This is a genomic window from Clostridia bacterium, from assembly GCA_026414765.1.
Taxonomy (GTDB): Bacteria; Bacillota; Clostridia; order Acetivibrionales; family DSM-27016; genus SKW86.
In genome coordinates, this window is sequence record JAOAIJ010000024.1 from 58747 (window position 1) to 78091 (window position 19345).

A 19345-nucleotide genomic window follows, 5' to 3' on the forward strand; every position below is an offset into this window, starting at 1 on the left:
TGTGAAAAGTGATACTAGAACTAGCAAATATTCAATTTACTACAATAGTCGTCAAACACAATATAAAACTCCGTTTGGTCCGTTAGCTGCAAAAAAAGATGATCTTAAATTGAGAATATCAGCCAAAGAAGGTGAAATAAAGACTGTAAAAGTAGAAATTGTAAATGGCACAGGTACTGCATTTTACTTTGATATGAAAAAGTCGTTTTCAGTGGATGGAAAGGATTTTTTTGAGGTAACCATAAGCAGGGACGTATTTACTCAACCCGGTATATGGAAATATAAGTTTCTGTTAGTAAGTGGAAACATAATATTTGAGTATGGAAAATATGATTTGTTTTATGGGGATGGAGTAGTAGCGGAAAAAGGTGCAAAACCTTTTGAATTAAGTGTTTATGACGCTAATCTAAAGACTCCTGAATGGATAAAGAATGCTGTCATTTATCAAATACTTGTTGATAGGTTTTTTGATGGATGTAAGGTTAATAATGTGCCGAAAGCTCTTGACAATATTTGGGATGAGCTGGACAAAAAGCCATTCCATGAAGCAATCAAAGAGGAGCTACAAAATAAAGGTCTGGATGGTGAGTGGAACGATTCTGTATTTAATAGTCAAAACATTTTTTTTGGGGGCGACATACAGGGAATAAAGGAGAAATTAGATTATCTATTGGAACTTGGGATAAATGTTTTATACTTAAACCCCATTGCGTGGTCACGGAGCAATCATAAATACAACGCTTCAGATTTGAAATACCTGGATCCTTGCTATGGAATGCCAGTATTCAACGAAGAAGGATGTCCTTCTTCAGGAATTAATTATTCAAAAACCAGAGAGGCTTCAGATAATATATTTGCAGAATTTGCACAGGAGGCAGAGAAAAGGGGAATTAAAATAATTCTTGACGGTGTATTTAACCATGTAGGGGATGACTCAGTATATTTTGATGCTTATGAAAAATACCCAGAAATTGGTGCGTATAAATTTTGGTCAAGAGTATGGGATAAGGTAAATAAAGAGAATATATTAATTAATGAAGCTGTTGAAGTGGTAATAAAAAGTTTTACACGAACCAAGAATCCCTTAACAGGCAAAAATTATGTTTTTCCGGATGACTTTGAGTTTATATATTGGTTTGATATCAAAAACAAAAAACTATCAGATGATGAATCGTACCAGTATGAGTGCTGGGCAAGGAATAAAGATATGCCGGTAATAGCTTCGAAGCTTCCTCAAGATAATGACCCCCATTCGATACCTGGACTACACAAATGGAATAATGAGAGCTTTAGAGAGCATGTTTTTGGACACGATTTAGAGAATAAACCTGATGCAGAAGCAGAGAAAATGATGAAAAAGGCAGCTGCACAAAAGTGGATATGGTTAGGTGCAAGTGGATGGCGTATGGATGCTGTTCCCGATATTTCTATAGAAACCTGGAGAAAATTCAGACAATCCATGCGAACATTAAATGGCAAAAAGAACATTAACGGTAAGGAAATAAATGATGTTGTTATTATTGGAGAGTTGTGGCCGTTTGCACCTGAGCATTTTCTAGGTGATGTATTTGACTCGGTTACAAATTACAAGTTTAAAGAAGCACTTGAGAGCTTCATTATTAATGGAAACGCGGAAAATTTCCACAATTTATTGGAAACTATCAGAGAAATATATCCCGATGAAATATGTAGGGCTGCAATGAATCTTTTAGGCAGTCACGATACTCCAAGAGCAGTTACGAATCTTAGTAATAGTAACTCATACTGCTCAACTGATGAAGCTGATGAAAATATGCTTAAAAAACTTTGTACAGCTGTCATTTTTCAAATAGGCTATCCTGGGGCACCTGTTATATACTATGGAGATGAAGTCGGCTTGGAAGGTAGCAGGGATCCCGATAATAGAAGACCCTTCCCGTGGAATAGAGTATTTAGAAATAATTCGGAGTATTGCGCTAGGGGGAAGTATTCTATAATATTCTATACTTTTAAGAAGGCAATTAATATAAGAAGAAACCATGATGTTTTTGTTTCCGGAGAGATAAAACTTGCATTTGCAGAAGATGATGTAATTACATATGCTTTAAAAAATAATAAAGAGGTTGCTATAGTTGCAATCAATAGAAGTGAATCTGAGAAGGAAATATTGGCAAAGGTAAATAAATTTTTTCCTGATGGGACATTGCTGAGGGATCATCTCAGCACGTATATGAATGCGATTGTAGAAAATGGTGAACTTAGGCTCATCATACCTCCTCAATACGGGCTTATGATGACAGGTGAACTGAATTTGCTACAAATACCTAAAGTAAGAAATATTAAAGTACTGGCAGGAAACAAAAAAGTACAGCTTGAATGGGACAAAGTAAATGCAGCATTATCATATAATATATACAGATCTCTAACGCCCTTCGGCATCAATGATGATGAATATGTTTGGAAAATTGCTGAGGTTTCCTCCAATGAACTCAAATACCTAGATATTGGATTACAAAATGGTTTGAAGTACTTCTACTATGTTACAGCAGTAAATGGTATGAGTGAGAGTACTGAATTTGATAATATATGGGCAATTCCTCATATTAAGCCATGCAGTGTGGAGTTTGAAGTACCATGTAAATCACTTCTGCCATTAGGAGTTGGAAACAGGACTACAGAGGGCGAAATCAGGGTTTCTTTCGATAGTACAGTTTGTGCGGATAGTTATTCAGATGATATTTTAAAAGGACTTGTAGCGGAATTGTGTTATTACAATGTGGAAAAAAGATCAGATGACCTTTGTTGTATCAGTTTGTATGCAAAAAAGTTTGAAGAAGGAAGGCTTTTTTTTAGCGCAAGTTTTGAACCTGATACTTCAGGTGTATATATTTATTATGCAAGAGTTTCAACAGATAATGGTATTAGCTTTTATGAATCAGACGTTAATTCATTAGTAGTCTGCCAAGAAAGCCACTTAGATGTACATCTCACAAGTCCAAATTTAAACAAGGCTGAGACGACAGCATATAGTACATATCTGAAATGGGATTCAGGTGACAAAAGGACAATGGGTTATGAAATATATAAGTGTGAACAGGCTTCAAATTATAAAAGGATTGCAGTGCTCCCATCTGATAATAACGATTTTACTGATTTAGCAGTTAAAAACGGCAATGAGTATAGATATAAGATTGCAGCTTTCAATAAGAACTACAGTAGGGTTTATTCAGAGGAAGTTATAGTGCGGCCAGAGTTCCTGCCTGTTGATGTAACGATCAATGTCCACTTACCTCTATATACACCTTCAGAGGATGAGATTTATATCCGTGAAGAAACTGATAAAAAGAGTCCACGTAACCATAAGATGTCAAGTGTGGAGTATGGAAATGACAAAAACGTTAGAACCTTTAACTTTAAGGCGCTACCTGGAACAGAAATAAGCTACTGCTATAACCGGGGAACTGAATTCGATATGGCTTTTATCAGCTCAAAAAGAAAACCACATGACAGTGAGGACAAAGCTAATTGGGCTTACTTTGATTTTTCAAATGGGCTTAGTATGTATTTGGTTATAGAAAATCAAGGAAAAAACAAAATGATTATTAATGACTATATTATCCGATGGTTGGATATGCCTCTGATAATTCTGGAACCTGCTTTTTCATTCGGAAAGGATATTTCGTTTGAAACATTTCAAGATATGTTTAAATTGAAAGTAAATATTCCAAATGATGTTATTCTTTCTATAAATGATATCCCCGTTGATGAACTATACTTTGATAGTCAGGGAAATGTACAAATCGATAATATCCCTTTAGTATATGGCAAAAACATTTTTTCTATATCTACTACGCGCTCCATTGAAATCAAGGATAAACCGTGGTATCAGTGCAATGATTCCGATTTATGCGTATGTAAAACTATAAAAATTGAAGTAACTAGATTACTAAAATAATTATAGTAATAAATCAATCAATAATTAATAGAAAATGAACAGTAAAGCTGTTTGCTTTTTCTAAATGGGAGAATTACACAGAGAATTCTGACAACACAAATGAAGGCTGAATGATTTAATAGTTCAGATGGGAGGAAAACATGGGATATATTAGCATTATAAGACAGATATGGGTATATATGCGCTTCGTTAGGCCATATATAAAAGTTCAATATTACATTATTCTAATTACATTAATAACTTCACTACTTGAACTCGCCAGTCCTCTTGTAAACAAATTTCTAATAGATGAATTCTTTATCAACAGAAATTTCAGTGTGTTGTATGTTGTGGTAGCTTTGCAGGTGTTGCTGGTGGCTTTTGCACAAATATTTTCGTCCTCAAGGAATTATCTTATAAGTTACCTAGGAAACCAGCTGTCTTTCAGACTAAGAAAAAATATTTTTAAGAAAGCCCTGGGAAGCAAAGAAGATAATAGGAGCTTTGATGTAGGTGATATCTATGTAGTTTTCGAGAGAGATGTATTTTGTATTGAACAGACCCTTATTAACTCAATTCTTGAAATGATGCTTGTGATCTTTAACCTCATAATAATGTCTTCAATTATGTTGTCTATAAGCTGGAAGTTTTACCTTGCATTATTTATTACACTACCTATTTCACTTATTAACAATAACATGTGGTTTGGTAAGCTTATGAAAAGAAACCAAGCAGAAAAAGAGAGCTTTGGCGAAATGTTTAACTTTGTTAACGAAGCTCTTAATAATACAAAGTATCTGAAGCTTACAGCTAAGCAGAAATATACTGAAAGAAAGTTCGTAAACAGGAATAAAGAGACCATCAGAAAGGTCTTTGCACATTTTAGGATAACTTTGATTACAAGTAGTATAAATGGTGTTGTAAGTATTATTGATACTATTGCCTCTCTACTTGTGGGCGGGGGCCTTGTGTACTCTGGAGATTTGTCCATAGGTGGATATCTAGCCCTGGTTTCTTACAAAAGCATATTTTCTGTAAAACTATACAAGTTAGTTAACTTTAAGATTGATACACACCAAATTATGAATGCAATGTCCAGAATTAATAGTATAATGTCTACTCCTCAAGAATATTCGGGCGGTGAAAAGGTGTACAAGGTTGAAGGAGATATATGTATGAAGGATATAGATTTTAGATATCCTGATGGAAAAAAAGTATTGGATTCTTTTAATTTGCACATAAAGAGCAAAGAAAAAATCGCTATCGTAGGTGAAAGTGGAAGTGGTAAAACCACTCTAGTCAATCTTATATTAGGGCTTTATAGGGTAGACGCGGGAGAAATTTTGATAGATGGAAAAAAACTATATGATTTAGATATCATGTCTTTTAGAAGACGTGTTGGTATTGTGACACAGGACAGCTTTTTTTATCACGATACAGTTCGTGAAAACTTAACTTTTGGTAGACAAGCAAGTGATGAGGAGGTACAAAAAGTCTGTGAAATATGCCAAATAAGTGAGTACATAAAAAATGATAGTAAAGGACTTGATAAAGTAATTGATGCAAGGGGGAGAAATGTTTCAGGCGGACAGAAGCAAAGGTTGAGTCTGGCAAGGGCACTCTTGAGAGAAGCTGATTTAATTATACTTGATGAAGCCACGTCTGCGGTTGACAATATCACTGAAGCAAACCTGTTTGCTGGTATAAAAAATCATTTAGAAAATAAGACGGTTATATCTATTGCACACAGGCTTTCGACTATAATGGATTCGGACAGAATTGTAGTTCTAAAGGACGGAAGCATTATTGAGCAAGGTAAACATAATGAATTAATGGAAATGCAAGGGTATTACTATAGCCTAGTAAAAAGAAAAAGCTTTATGCAGAATACTACTTAATTACAGTTGAGAGAGGTTTGCTATATGAAAGTGCTAAAAAAAAATATTAAACCTTTGCGGGTAATAAAAATTTTTATTAATGCTTTCCTGATAATAAATGTTGTATTTGTTGGAGTATTCTTTGTTGCAGAAAAAACGGATTATGTAGAAGGCGAAGGAAGGCTATTTTACCAGGAGCTACATAACAAGTATTCTCCTTTTGAGGGTAGTATTAAAAAAATATATAAGAACTTTGGAGATATTGTAAAGAAAGGAGACACAATCCTGGAAATTGATACGTCTGAACTTGAGGTACAGATACTTAAAAACAGGATAGCTCTTTATAATATAAAGGCTCAGATAGCTCAAAAGGAACTGGAGATAGGTAGAAGAGAACAAAAAAGAAATGATGCAGCAGATATTCAGCAAAAAATACTAGCTATTGAGAAAAGTGCACTTTGTAAAGAATATGAAATGTACAAAAAGAAGGAAGAGGGTATGAAGTGTGCATTAAGAGGAGCAAAGATTAAAGCTGATGATGACGGACTTACTGTTATTACTGCAGGATTGCTCGAAAGGGAAGGGACTAAGGTGCAACAGGGAACCTTGCTTTTTACACTTGCTGAGATTGAAAAATACAAAATGATAGCTGAGTTTAATGAAAATGATATTGCCAAAATCAAACAGGGTCAAAAAGTCATCATTATACTTGATGCAGTACCGTATGAGAAGTATTCCACTTTTGACGGAGAAATAAAAAAAGTATATCCGCAATCATCAGATGAAAAGTTATATAAACAGGTTGAGATTGAAATTAAGGGATTTACCCAAAAGCAGATTGCTGGGAAACAGGAAAAGGTGACTTTAAAGAGTGGCATGAAAGGCAGAGTAAGGGTTATTACGGGTGAAAATGAGAGAATGATCAAGTTTTTTATTAATAAAGTATTTGGTAACTAAATTAGGATCAGGAATAGCATTAATACAATTTACAATTCAGGAGGGGGAGAAAATGAGGACTATTAAGCTTGAGTTGAAGGATATAACTGAGACTGATGTTGATAATGTAAGAAGCATTCACCTTATATACTGGCTCAATGGTATGGGAGAAAGACATGAGGAGCAGGTAGACTACCAATGCATAGATAATGGTGAGCGCAAAACAATTTATGTAGAACTTAAAGTGCCTGAAAAATCTGTAATCGACTATTACTACAAACTTATAACAAAAGATGGAGAAGAGATTATAAGAGATTTCTGGGGGCATTATTATTCAGTTGGAGTTGGAAGTTATTTGAAAGGCCTTGAGAAGAAATATGAGAAAAGGAAAAGCGGAATAATTAAAGAAGATAGATCTAGCTGCGCTTTACCCAGGGTTTCAGTGATCATACCTGTGTTTAACAACTCAAAATACCTTCCTCTGGCTATTGAAAGTATTATGGCACAGAATTATAGAAGCTTTGAAGTCATTATAGTTAATGACGGTTCTTCGGAAGACATTGATTCGATTATTAATAACTATTCGAAAACAAGTAATCTAAAATATATAAAGCTTGAGAAAAACTCAGGATGTGCATATGCAAGGAATCAGGGGCTAAAAATTGCCAGAGGCGAATATGTAGCATGGCTGGATAGCGATGATGTGTACATGCCTGATTTGTTAGGAAGTATGGTGGACATATTGGACAAAAATGAGCATATAGATGCTGCCTTCAGTCATCATTATGACTATATTCCTAATGAAAACAACTTGTTTATACGTACTCATCTTATATGGTGTCCCTATTGTACAAATTTTGATGAAAATGATAATCCCATTCCCAAACCGAATGACGGGGATTTCTGTGCATACAGACTATGCAGCAAATGTGGCGGTACAGGAGCCATAATGCTTGATAAGTATGATTATGAGCTGCTAAAAGCAAATTGCTATATAATACACCCTTCAGCTGTTGTAAGGAAATCATTGTACATAAAAAATATGGGATACGATTTAGATTTTCATGTAGCATCTGATTGGGATTTTTGGAGCAGAAGCCTTAATGAAACCAACGGATACCTTCTTGCAAGGCCTTTGCTTATAAAAAGGTTGCATAAAAACAGCATATGGCAGAAATTAAGAAAGGATAAGACCCATGAACCATCTTATTTCAGGACACTTATAAAAAATAAATTCAGAATTAAAAGTCTAGAGCATGATTCAGGTGTTTTAAAGAAGAGATTGGATTTTCTGAAAGGTAAGAATGTAGTTATCTATCCATACAATAAAGAAGTTAACAATGTTGTTTTATTCAAGGATATGTTGGATTTTAGCATTGCAGGTGTTATCGACTATACAATTCTTGAAAACGGAGACCTTGGAGAGATTGTTTTTGGTGAAAAAAACGGCATTCCTATAGTTTCAGATGAGTTAAAGGCAAGGGAAATGATTAAAAACGCAGATGCACTTCTGCTTTTTGATGTACCTGAACCTGCTTATGATATGAAAAATTATTATACAAAAGCCGAGACAAGCAGGTTCTGGTATGAACTTTTTGACACAGCCCTGGAGAACTATAAACCAGTTTATTCTACCTCATACCTGTTAGGGGATATAGTAAAGGGAGAGTTTTATAAGGAAAAGGTAAAGAAAAGCGGTATCAGTTATTTTTATCCAGAAATTACTTATTCAGATTATATTGAAAATTATAGAGATGCTCAGGAATACGAATTCAGTTATGAGAAGTTCAAACCCAAACTTATATCTTTCTTTGCTATAGGGCCTAATATGGGTAAGTTTAGTTCGCAAATCATGTTAACGAACTTTCTGAAAAGTAATGGGCATAAGGTAAAGCATATTTCCACAGAGCCCTATGGAGATGTTTTTGGAAGCATAACAGCTTGCAATGAGAGGTTTGATGATTACCATTTCAAAAAGTGGTTCAGGGGACAATTGAATAAGCTTGACAAGCAAGGTTACGAGTACATTGTTACGGGAGGACAGGGAGACTTTTTTGTAGATGTATCACAGCGCTTGATAAACTGTGTTTTTCCAAGAAAAATTGATTGCGTTTTTCTCGTGGCAGGTATGGAAGAAGATCTTGAGCAAATAAAAACGATGGTAGCGAGAATTAGAAAAGAAGCTGACATATCTGCAATTATTCTTCCGATGTTTCGGGAAGTGAGCTTTCATAAGTATAAAAAGTATACAATGGATGAGTTTATATTTAAAAAGAGGGCTATAGAGAGAGAAACTAGCTTAGAAGTAATTGAGTTATACAACGACAAGAATGGTTTGGACAAGTTATATGGTATTGTTAATGGAAAGCATGATTTAGGGGGGGATATAATTGAAAAATGCTAAGAAAGCAGTACTATACCCGTTCAATAAAATAACTAGAGGATTAATAAGGTTTAAAGATTTAGCCAACATAGACATCGTGAAGGTTATTGATTTTACATTTAATATTGGAGAAGATGCAGGAATACAGGTGGATGGTAATCATTCGGGGATAAAAATTGTTGATTCGATTGAAAAAGGGCTTGAAGATGTGGATGTTCTAGTTTTAAATGACCCTGGTACGGCTATGGACTTCTTTATGGATTTTTATAAGAGCCATAAATTGGATGAGAAATGGAGAGAATTGGTTAGGGCTGCTCATAGGAAAGGGATAGAAATTATCAGTACAAACGTGATGGATGACGAAATTATAAATGCATGGTTGGCGGAGAATAACATAAGAATAAAAACATATGCCAAAACCAGAGAAGAGATTCTCAATTTTATTAATAATTCTGAACAAATACATGCCGAAAACAATGCAAAGTTAGTAACCATATTTGCAACAAGAGCATGCTATGGAAAGTTTACAGCTCAGATGAACCTGCTAAGGGAGCTTCTTAAGCAAGGGAAAAAGGCTAAAGCAGTTATTACGGAACCTACACACTTTCTTTTTAATCAGGCTGACGGAGATATTCTTGCTCTTACAAACAGGGCGCCCCTTGAGATACCAGAATACCTGCTTTCTTTAAAGAAAAATATCGAATCGGATGGTTATGATTATATACTTATTGCAAGTCAGAGTACACTCTTATCGAGAGATAAAATTCATGTAATATGGAATACGAGCCTTATGAAGCATTTCAGGACCAATTACTTTATTCTTGTTGTAGGATATGATGATGACGAGAAAATTAAAGATTGTATGGATATTCTGAGGATTTACGGTGATTGTGATAAGCCATTTGCACTGCTGCTTCCAGACAAAATTGAAGTAAAGTATTGTGAATACGAATCGATTCCTGAATTTTCCATAGAAAAAAGAAAAAAAGAGCTAAAGGATAAATTCAAAGTTGATGTAGTCGAAACTGTAAAGGATATTAATAAAATATGTAGTTTACTATAGAAAGTCTAAATTGATACAAATATTTTGATTTTTCGTTTAATGTAAGAATATCCTATCATTTATAAAGTTATGAATGATTTTTCTAACTGTAAGAAATTTTTGAAAGCAAGGTGAATAACTAAATGCAGTCGATAAGAGTTGGGAAAAAACCTGAGATTCTTTTAGAAACCCATTCACATTTACACAATAATGAAATACTCAAAAATGGAATAAAAGAGTTTAAAATAATTGATAGCATTATCGAAAATGATGATAATTATTCATGGGCGGAATTGAACTGTTTTAATAAGCCTCTAGCTATCATAATTAATTCATTTGGACCTGAATATTTTTATATCTTTCTATTATTTTTATCCTATAATAGTTCTTTCCTAAAAGATATAAGTTTTGATAAATTCCTTCAAACTGAAGTTACATCGCTATCACTCGGCACAAGCAATATGATGGAAAGTATTTTTAGGGTACAATCCAGCAAAGTATGCTTTGAAAATGAAGAAGGTATGCATAATAGAATTATTGAAGAGATAAATAATAACTCAAGACTTTTGTTTCCAATAAACTCTATAGGACTATTTTATCAGTCAAATTATCTGGAGGCTCATAACAGGCATTACATAATAATAAAAGGCTATAACAAGGATAAAAGAATATACTATATAATGGATAATTCCCATATTAACGATGGTACTAGCAGCAACTATAAAAACTTTGCTATAAGATTTGAAGACCTATATAAAATATCGAAACTATATTCAGAATACTTTGAGCCAGAGCAGAACATGTGTTATTTCTGGGCATTTAAAAGTATAGAAAATACTAAAAAGATAAGCTATTGTTGGGCTCTGAAGTATATATATTCCGATTTTGCAAATATAGTTCAAGCGAAATCCTCCATTAAGTATATTGAAAATGAAATTATTGAATTAATTGACAAAGAGAATACAGTAAATTGCCTGTCCAAAGAAAACCTTAATAGAATCAGCAGTACCTTGAATTTTAAGGCAGTATTCTACGACATACTGTTTAAGTTTCTAAAAAGGTTAGAATTAAGTAAGAATCAGGTTGAAGAGCTGCATGAGTTGAAAGATTCAATAACAAAGTCCTGGTATGATATTAGAGTTCATTTATTTATGTGCATTAACAGAAATTCTCCGATAACCGAAACATTAAGATTAAAAGCAAAGCAAAATATTCTTATGGAAAAGAAATTTATAGACGAATACATAAAGCTCATTTCAACGGTCGATAACGTAGATATTTTCTATAAAAGCAGAGCGAAAGAACAGTATATGGAAATAAATTACTTAAATGCCCTAATAAAGCAGGATGGTAATTCTATTGAAATGATTCTACCTGAAGGAAAAGCATATAATACATGGCTTTTAGAGGATAATGCCCCCCAGATGCTTATTTTGGCAGATGGTAGTGACAATTTTGAGTTCATAACAAGAGTTTATCCAACCGTAGATAACAAGCTGGACCACAGTGATCAGAGTGGTGTTGTGCTGAAGTTTAATGACGGAATGAAATATCTTTTTGGAAAGTTTGGATGGGAGAAGCTATCCCTATACTGTCCGGAAATAGAGGAATTCACACTTATGGAAGAGGTCTTTTACTCTCCTTATGTTTATCTGATGATTCGTAAGCATGGCAATAAGTATTCATTTATGTACAAGGCAGAAAAGGACGAAGTATGGCAGGAAGCATATATTTTTGAGACGACGAAGGGGATAGAATCTTATGGCGTTTTTGCAAGAACATGGAATGAACTTCAACACAAAGTAGTTTTTTCTGAGATTCAAAATAATATAGTTTCTCTTTGAAAACAAAAATAAACTATAGTCACCAGTCAAGTGAAGGTGCTATAAATTATTGTTAATTTACGCAGATGGGGCCATGAGGATGTTCAAGTAATATGTTTTCTTAATGTCAACATAAGGTGGTTGAAGGGGGTGTAAAATGCATAATTCAATTCATGAAATAGCAAAGTTGCTTGAAGGAAAGCTAAAAAATGTTTCCGGAGCTAAGATTTCGGAAAATACAAGTCTAGGAGATGACCTTGGCTTAGATTCATTAAGGTTAATAGATTTATTGTTGAGCATAGAGCAGCACTTTAATATAGTCTTTAGTGAATCAGATCTCGAGCCAAGTACACTAAAAAGTGTAGGTGATTTGGCAGCTTTAGTTGATAGGGTCGTTTCTAAAGGGGGGGAGCAGTTTTGAATCTGTGGAAGGAACTAAATAAGGCGTTCAATAATTACAGCGACTTACCGGCAATAACGGATCCGGACGGAAAATGCTTATGTTATGGAGAATTACTAATGCTTGTTAAGGGGCTAGTGAAAAAAATCAGTGAAGTAGTACCCCAGGGCTCACGTATAGCAATTCTAAATAAGCATCCATTTTATGATGCTGTTTGTATATTGTCAGCTTTTGCATGGGGATGTACAGTTATTCCTATGTCTATGTATACTGGAGAGAAACGCTGTAAAGATATTGTTGACATTGCTTGTCCACAATTATTACTGACAAATATTGAACCTTTACCAGAAATTATTGCAGATTCAGCTGCAAATAACAAAACTAAAATTTTAGTTTATGAGGAGCTAAACCCGTTTAAGGGATGGGAACCAGAACCGGAATACTCGACTGATCCGGCTATGATATTATTTACATCAGGTACAAGTGGGAAACCGAAAGGAGTTATGCTAAGTCACACAAATATACTGAATAATGCAGAAGATGTACAGCATTATTTTAAAGTAAATTCGCAGGATCATATGTTGATTTTACGTCCATTATGTCTTGTTTCGGCAATAAATGCTGAATTTCTCGTTGCAATGCTGAATGGTGCACGTGTTTCTTTTTACTGCGATATGTTTATACCTCAAAGGTTACTGGGGTTTATATATCGTATGGGGTGTACGGTTATGACCTCAACACCTACTATTTTCTACCAAGTTATAATGTGCAAATCCGATATTAGTTTGCCTACTCTTAGGAAGGTTGGGTTAAGTAGTGAACATGCCCATCCTCAAATTATACAAAAGCTTAAGGGAAAATTCCCAACAACTGAATTCTATATTTTGTATGGACTTACTGAAGCATCACCAAGAGTTACGTATCTACCGCCGGAATATTTCGGAGACAAACTGGGATGTTCTGGTATTCCTCTAAGGAGTGTGGAAGTGGAAATTGTTGATGAGTGTGGGAATGAAGTAAGGGCTTACGAAATGGGAGAAGTAACAGTAAAAGGTCCAAATATAATGATGGGTTACTGGCAGGATTTAGAACAGACTGCAAAAAAAATCCGTAATGGATGGCTATATACAGGGGACTTGGGGTACATGGATGAAGACGGTTTTTTATATGTTGTTGGCCGTAAAGACGATATGATTATAAGAGCGGGAACAAATATTTATCCACAGGAAATAGAAAACGCCCTTTTACAGAGTAAATACATTAAGGAAGTTGTAGCGTGGGGAGAACCTGATCCAAGATACGGGCAAAGAATATGTATTGGAGTAGTTCCAGAAAAAAATACTGAAATGACGAATATAAATGTTATGTCAATATGCAGAGAGTATTTGCACCCAAATCAGTATCCGGATGAAATATGTATTGTCGAGGCTCTACAGCGTAATGCTACAGGGAAACTGGTACGAAAAAAACTACTGCGTAAAGATGATTTTCAGGTATAGGAGGAAAAAGTTATGCATGTACCAAATTTAAAAAGATTGGAAATTGATATAACACTTTTATGTAATCTAAACTGTATAAACTGTGACAGAATAATTTCTGTAGTTCCCAGTAACTCAAGTCAGAATATGTCAGTTGACCAGATTAAAAAATTTATTGAACAATCAGTAAGTAATAATTATGAGTGGGAGGGAATTACTGTACTAGGTGGAGAGCCTACAATCCATCCGGATTTCAAAGAAATTATATCATTATTGGCAGACTACAAAAGCTTGCATAATCATAGCATGCGCCTTGCCATTGTAACAAACGGCTATGGAGATAATAACCGAAAGGTATTGGAATGGTTGGAATATAAACATCCTTACGTTATAATAGATAACGGCAAAAAAACATCAAAGTATCAACCTCATTTCATTAATGTGTGTAATGCACCTGTTGATATTCTTGAAGATGGAAAATCTCAAAAATATAGGGGGTGTTGGTTAACTGAAACTGTAGGTATTGCACTTACATATTCCGGATTTTATCCTTGTTCCGTAGGAAGTTCTATAGACCGGGTGTTTAAGTATGATATCGGAATAAAGGACATAAAGGATTTAGGTATTTTGAAACTGCAGGAAATGTATGATGTCTTATGCTCCAAATGCGGACACTACTGTATAAAGCAAAGTTCCAAATCAGGTAGCAAAATGACAGTGTCTACAACTCATGAGCAGATATCACAAGAGTTTGAATATAGAATAAACAATTTTAAGAATGAGGATATCGATGACTCAACTTCTCCTGTCTGGAAAGAAGCAATAAAAAAATATTATAGTGATACTCGTGATCTTACTAGATATTAATGAATGTGCGTTTCAAGAGGAGTAAAAGAATTTGGATAAAAGCAATGAGTATATTGCAACAGTTAGTACTTATGACCATCTTACTTAAAGGCAGCTTCAGAAATTCTCGGAAGCTGTTTTTTGTCCGTTATGTGCGAAATATTCCATAGAAAAGCCCTAAAAAAAAGGGAGTTACCTTATTCTGAGATAACTCCCTTTTTTCCAAAATACTAATACAAAATATAAATATCCGGTTCCAAAGTGTTTGCCCTTTGCGTATCTGCATTATATCTTCTGTGGTCAGCCAGCACACAGCCGCCAAGCAAATCTTCAATAAAGCCTGAAGATACCATGATTGTATCATTTGAAGCGTATGTTCCGTAATCGGTTTTTACTTTTCTACCTTTTACATAGACACTATAATCGTTTGTAGAAATGGTTATTATCGAACAGCCTTTTCTAATTTTTATTAACCCTTCTTCTGAATTGTAGTCAGTATATGCACCTATAGCCTTTGCAATGTCTACAACGGGGAAGTAGAAAACTCCATCCTTTTGAGTTATTCTTTCTGCAGCAGCTATATCTTTGCCTCTGACGGTAAGATTTGAGGAGTTAAGTCTTGTCTTCACAGTTTCTTTATCTGCAAATAGATCATTTACTTTGATTTTTTCATTAGTATACATTACAACTGCACTTAAAGGCTCTATAGATAGTTTAGAGCATTTTTCAGTACGGATTGTACCCGTTCCGGCTTTATTTCCTTTTACTACAACATTCCACCTTGCTTTCGGAATATCGATCTGTACTGCAGTTGTATTTGCATTATATGCTACTAAAATATTCTTCCATGAGTCTTTATTGGCATTATCTTTAATAACATAAGCTACAGAATTGTTTTGCGACGGTATGAAAGTAAGATGCTTTCTGATCATATCGGATGTTGCCATTCTAAATGCAGGGTGTTCCTTGCGGAGAGCTATCAGACCCTTGTAGAATTCAACACTGTCAAGGTGGGCAGCTTTTTCTGACCAATCCATCGCATTAATGCTGTCAGGTGATACGAAGCTGTCATATACACCTTGCTTTGTTCTGAAGAACTCTACACCCGAGTGTAAAAATGGGATACCCTGGGAAGTCATTACTATTGTATTTGCAAGGTTATGCATTTTTTGGCGTTCAGCTTCTGATATACCCGGGTTAGCGGCAGATATTTTGTCCCAAAGCGTCATATTATCATGACAGGAAACATAGTTTACGGATTGTCCGGGAGCTCCGTTATAATCCTTGACTATGTCATTATAAGCAATACTGCCTGCTACACCTTCCATTACTTCGAGATCATAGTACTGCTGACCGTCAACAAAACCGTGTGCAGTCGAATTATTGTATGGTCCTTTTAGATTATCGCGGATATTATCATTGAAGTATACTATTTCCGGCATATCCTTTGCATATGGTTGTATAGTTCTTTGCTCCCTCGGAAGGTTGCCCATATCCCAGCCTTCACCATATATTATGATACTAGGGTCAATTTTATCAGCTTCAGCTCTTACAGCTTTCATAGTTTCCATATCATGTATTCCCATGAGGTCAAACCTTAAACCGTCTACATGATACTCGTTTATCCAGTACTTAACCGAATCAACTATATACTTTCTTACCATTGCTCTCTCAGAAGCAGTTTCATTACCGGTGCCGGAACCATTATAGTATGTTCCGTCTTCACGCATTCTATAATAATACCCAGGAACAATTCTGCGGAATTTGTCCAGGCTGCCGTCGTTTGTATGGTTGTAAACAACGTCTATAACCATACGGAGGCCATTTTTATGAAAAGCCTGAACCATCTCCTTGTATTCTTTTATACGGACTTCGGGCTTGTATGGATCGGTTGAATATGATCCTTCAGGAACATTAAAGTTTTCAGGGTCATAGCCAAAATTAAAATTATTTTGCTCAAGGTGTTTTTCATCTATTGATGCATAATCAAAAGAGGGTAATATGTGTACATGTGATACACCTAGCTCCTTTATATGATCAATACCTGTAGATATACCGCCAGGTCCTTTTGTACCTTCTTCCTTGAATTGAATGTATTTCCCCTTGTTTACGATGCCTGAATCTGCATCCATTGCAAGATCTCTTATATGAAGCTCGTAAATGATAGCATCTTCGCGTGATTTGAATTCAGGTTTCTTATCCATATCCCAGTTGTCAGGATTTATAGAAGCAAGATCCACAACAGCAGAACGGTCACCGTTAACTCCAGCAGCCTTTGCATATGGATCGCCGGCTTCAGCTTCTACACCATAATTTGTTACCTTATATGTATAGAATATTCCATTCTGGTCTCCTTCCAGAGATGCCGTCCATGTACCCTTTACGTCTTTCTGCATTTCATATGGCATGCCCGGGTCAGCTGAAGCAGTATCGCCATCCTTGTATACCATAAGTATTACCTTCTCTGCCAGAGGGGCCCATACTCTGAAGCTGGTCTTCTCCTTAGAATAGGTATATCCGAGATCATCGCCACTGTAATAAAAAAGTTCATCGAACTCCTTACTGGATAGGACATTGCCACTTAATATAACCGTACTTTCTCCCTGGTATCCATCTACGATAACTGAATACCGGCGGTTAAGAGGCAGATTTTCACTGGTTGTAACTTCTGCAACCGATGTAATGTTCTGATTTATCAGTCTAATATTGTTTCCACTCATCCAGTTTGGATTACCATTGACTATATTTATAAATTTGAACTCATCTCCGAAGTTAATATCGGTACCCAGGGTTTTAGTCAATTCGTAATATTTTTTATCGGGATTCCAATCCATTTTCCAGCCTTCTGCTCCGCTGCTGTTCCAGCCGTTCATTGTTCCTGCCACATACACCAGACTGCCTCCATTTGGATCAAGAGATGGTACATCTCTGCTGCCGGGGACAAGTGCGAAGTGTACGGTGTTGTCCTGAGTTTCATAGCCTGCGGTTTCTAAAGCCTGTGCATTAGGATTTCTTACTCCGGAGATTCCGATAACATCGTCGTCTGACTTAATAGTTATTCCTTCATCACCGTGACCCGAGAGTTCAAATGGGATATTTGTCCTTACGAGTATTTTGTTTATCGAACTCATTGTAGCACCAGTTAGTTTTGGTATAATAGCCGCCCTCGCTTCCTCTTCACTGAAATAAACACCTGATTCTCCTTGCAGCAGCCATACTTCTACCTTACCGTCCTTAATCTGCGCGAACCGGTCACCATCAGTATCTCTGGCTTCCCATTCACCCAAACGAATAATAAACCCTACTCTTGTCTCGTTGGGTGTGTTTTCGAGAGTATAACTGGCAACTCTTCCGTAGCTGTCTTCCGAAGTAAAGTTAAATCTGCTGCCTTCGGCTCCAGGTATCCATCCCCATATATTCCAGTTGTCATAGTTCCCATCCAGGCGGTGATAGTGAATAGTTACACTTACAGTATTAGATTCACTGAATACAGGCTGTATAATAGCACTCTGCAAAATAAAAACAATCATTAGAAAAGATGTTATCCATGCGGTGACTTTCTTTTTCCTCATTATAAGACCTCCTATTAGTGTAATATATTTTAGTTGATATCTCTATACCTGCGAGAAACTTCCCTCCTTTCCCAGGATGAAATATCTTTTGATTGTATCCGGAAGTTGATATGATTTACTTAATATAATCTGAGGATATCTAAACTTTTTTATAATTGAATACTAATTAACTTCATTATGTAACGTATCGAGAACTTGAATTAATAGAAAAAATCAAATTCATCGATAAATATATTTGTATTAAGAGGACGTTGATATATAGTTCTTTGAAAGCTGAATACCGATATAATTTTATTAGTATAATTATTTTTTAGGGCCTATACATGAAGTTGACTCCTATATTAGGGAATTTTAGTTTACACCAAATGGATGAGTATCAAAAAAATGTATATTAATTATATATTTCCATAATATGGGTTGTCAATATACTTATAGAAAAACAAAAAAAGTGGAGATAATTAATAAAATAGCAGTGAGTTTGCAGTACTATCAGTATAGCAGGACGCCATACCTGATTTTTAGGTTTCGAAAGCTGAAATCGAATCTGATTTAGTGTGTTATTTGCTGACTTTAGGCATGTTGATTAAATTCTGAAAGGTTTTATCCAAACCATGGAAGAATAAAAAATACTATCATTAATATATTAATGGATTTGAAGATTATTGTCATTTTAGCAACCTTAATAATATAAAATTTAGTAAGAATCGAGTAATTTTCTTAATAAGTGAGTATATATGAGTTTAAATGAGTAAATCATATTTATATTGAATTTTTTGGGATTATTGAGGTAATTATTATGTTGTCTAATATCTGAATTGATGTTATATTATTAAAGCGCCGTTGAGACGGCAGCAAAACAAAATAGACTGCATCAAGACATAAAATAAATTTTCTCAAAAGTGTTGACATAAAGTTTATAGTGTGTTAAGATGTAAATCCGCCGCGAGAAACGGCGGGATGGACTTTGAAAAGTGAACAGTGTATGAAACAACATGCAAATGTTGAAGGAACTCGAACAATAAATTTGAGTAAGCATACAAGCTTAAACAAGCTAGTAAGTAAATCAGAGCCAAAA

General features: G+C 35.1%; 10 protein-coding genes. 9 read left to right on the forward strand and 1 reads right to left on the reverse strand.

Annotated elements, in window-relative coordinates; all coding sequences use genetic code 11:
• Position 1 precedes the first annotated feature (1 nt).
• The 9 genes from N3I35_10460 (at position 2) to N3I35_10500 (ending at position 14719) form a co-directional block, all read left to right on the forward strand.
• On the forward strand, positions 2-3934 hold the full coding sequence (locus N3I35_10460) for an alpha-amylase family glycosyl hydrolase (GenBank protein MCX8130510.1): 3933 nt from the start codon (positions 2-4) through the stop codon (positions 3932-3934).
• Positions 3935-4074: 140 nt separating this feature from the next.
• Positions 4075-5811: an ABC transporter ATP-binding protein/permease gene (locus N3I35_10465; protein MCX8130511.1), complete on the forward strand. Its 1737-nt coding sequence runs from the start codon at positions 4075-4077 to the stop codon at positions 5809-5811.
• Positions 5812-5835: 24 nt separating this feature from the next.
• Positions 5836-6747 carry an efflux RND transporter periplasmic adaptor subunit gene (locus tag N3I35_10470; GenBank protein MCX8130512.1) on the forward strand — a complete coding sequence of 304 codons (912 nt, stop codon included), beginning with the start codon at positions 5836-5838 and terminating at the stop codon, positions 6745-6747.
• Positions 6748-6799: 52 nt separating this feature from the next.
• Positions 6800-9130 carry a glycosyltransferase gene (locus N3I35_10475; GenBank protein ID MCX8130513.1) on the forward strand — a complete coding sequence of 777 codons (2331 nt, stop codon included), beginning with the start codon at positions 6800-6802 and terminating at the stop codon, positions 9128-9130.
• On the forward strand, positions 9117-10172 hold the full coding sequence (locus N3I35_10480) for a DUF1611 domain-containing protein (protein MCX8130514.1): 1056 nt from the start codon (positions 9117-9119) through the stop codon (positions 10170-10172). Before N3I35_10475 ends, N3I35_10480 begins: the two co-directional genes overlap by 14 nt.
• A gap of 122 nt (positions 10173-10294) precedes the next feature.
• Positions 10295-11995, forward strand: coding sequence for a hypothetical protein (locus N3I35_10485; protein MCX8130515.1), 1701 nt, complete (start codon positions 10295-10297; stop codon positions 11993-11995).
• A gap of 136 nt (positions 11996-12131) precedes the next feature.
• Positions 12132-12395: an acyl carrier protein gene (locus N3I35_10490; GenBank protein MCX8130516.1), complete on the forward strand. Its 264-nt coding sequence runs from the start codon at positions 12132-12134 to the stop codon at positions 12393-12395.
• The gene (locus N3I35_10495; protein MCX8130517.1) at positions 12392-13873 is read left to right on the forward strand and encodes an acyl--CoA ligase; all 1482 of its coding nucleotides are present in this window, start codon (positions 12392-12394) and stop codon (positions 13871-13873) included. The genes N3I35_10490 and N3I35_10495 overlap by 4 nt, the downstream gene beginning before the upstream one ends.
• A gap of 12 nt (positions 13874-13885) precedes the next feature.
• Entirely contained in the window at positions 13886-14719 is an 834-nt protein-coding gene (locus tag N3I35_10500; protein ID MCX8130518.1) for a radical SAM protein, read from the forward strand.
• 209 nt (positions 14720-14928) lie between these two features.
• Here the strand turns inward: N3I35_10500 and pulA are convergent, their stop codons facing one another.
• Positions 14929-18270 (reverse strand): type I pullulanase, encoded by a 3342-nt coding sequence (pulA, locus tag N3I35_10505; GenBank protein ID MCX8130519.1) that lies wholly within the window; start codon positions 18268-18270, stop codon positions 14929-14931.
• Positions 18271-19345 lie beyond the last annotated feature (1075 nt).

Bases quoted from the DNA above. Each gene is read 5' to 3' on its own strand.
- N3I35_10490 (MCX8130516.1), top strand. From the start codon at position 12,132: ATGCATAATTCAATTCATGAAATAGCAAAGTTGCTTGAAGGAAAGCTA.
- N3I35_10485 (MCX8130515.1), top strand. From the start codon at position 10,295: ATGCAGTCGATAAGAGTTGGGAAAAAACCTGAGATTCTTTTAGAAACC.
- pulA (MCX8130519.1), bottom strand. From the start codon at position 18,270: ATGAGGAAAAAGAAAGTCACCGCATGGATAACATCTTTTCTAATGATT.
- N3I35_10475 (MCX8130513.1), top strand. From the start codon at position 6,800: ATGAGGACTATTAAGCTTGAGTTGAAGGATATAACTGAGACTGATGTT.
- N3I35_10465 (MCX8130511.1), top strand. From the start codon at position 4,075: ATGGGATATATTAGCATTATAAGACAGATATGGGTATATATGCGCTTC.
- N3I35_10470 (MCX8130512.1), top strand. From the start codon at position 5,836: ATGAAAGTGCTAAAAAAAAATATTAAACCTTTGCGGGTAATAAAAATT.
- N3I35_10500 (MCX8130518.1), top strand. From the start codon at position 13,886: ATGCATGTACCAAATTTAAAAAGATTGGAAATTGATATAACACTTTTA.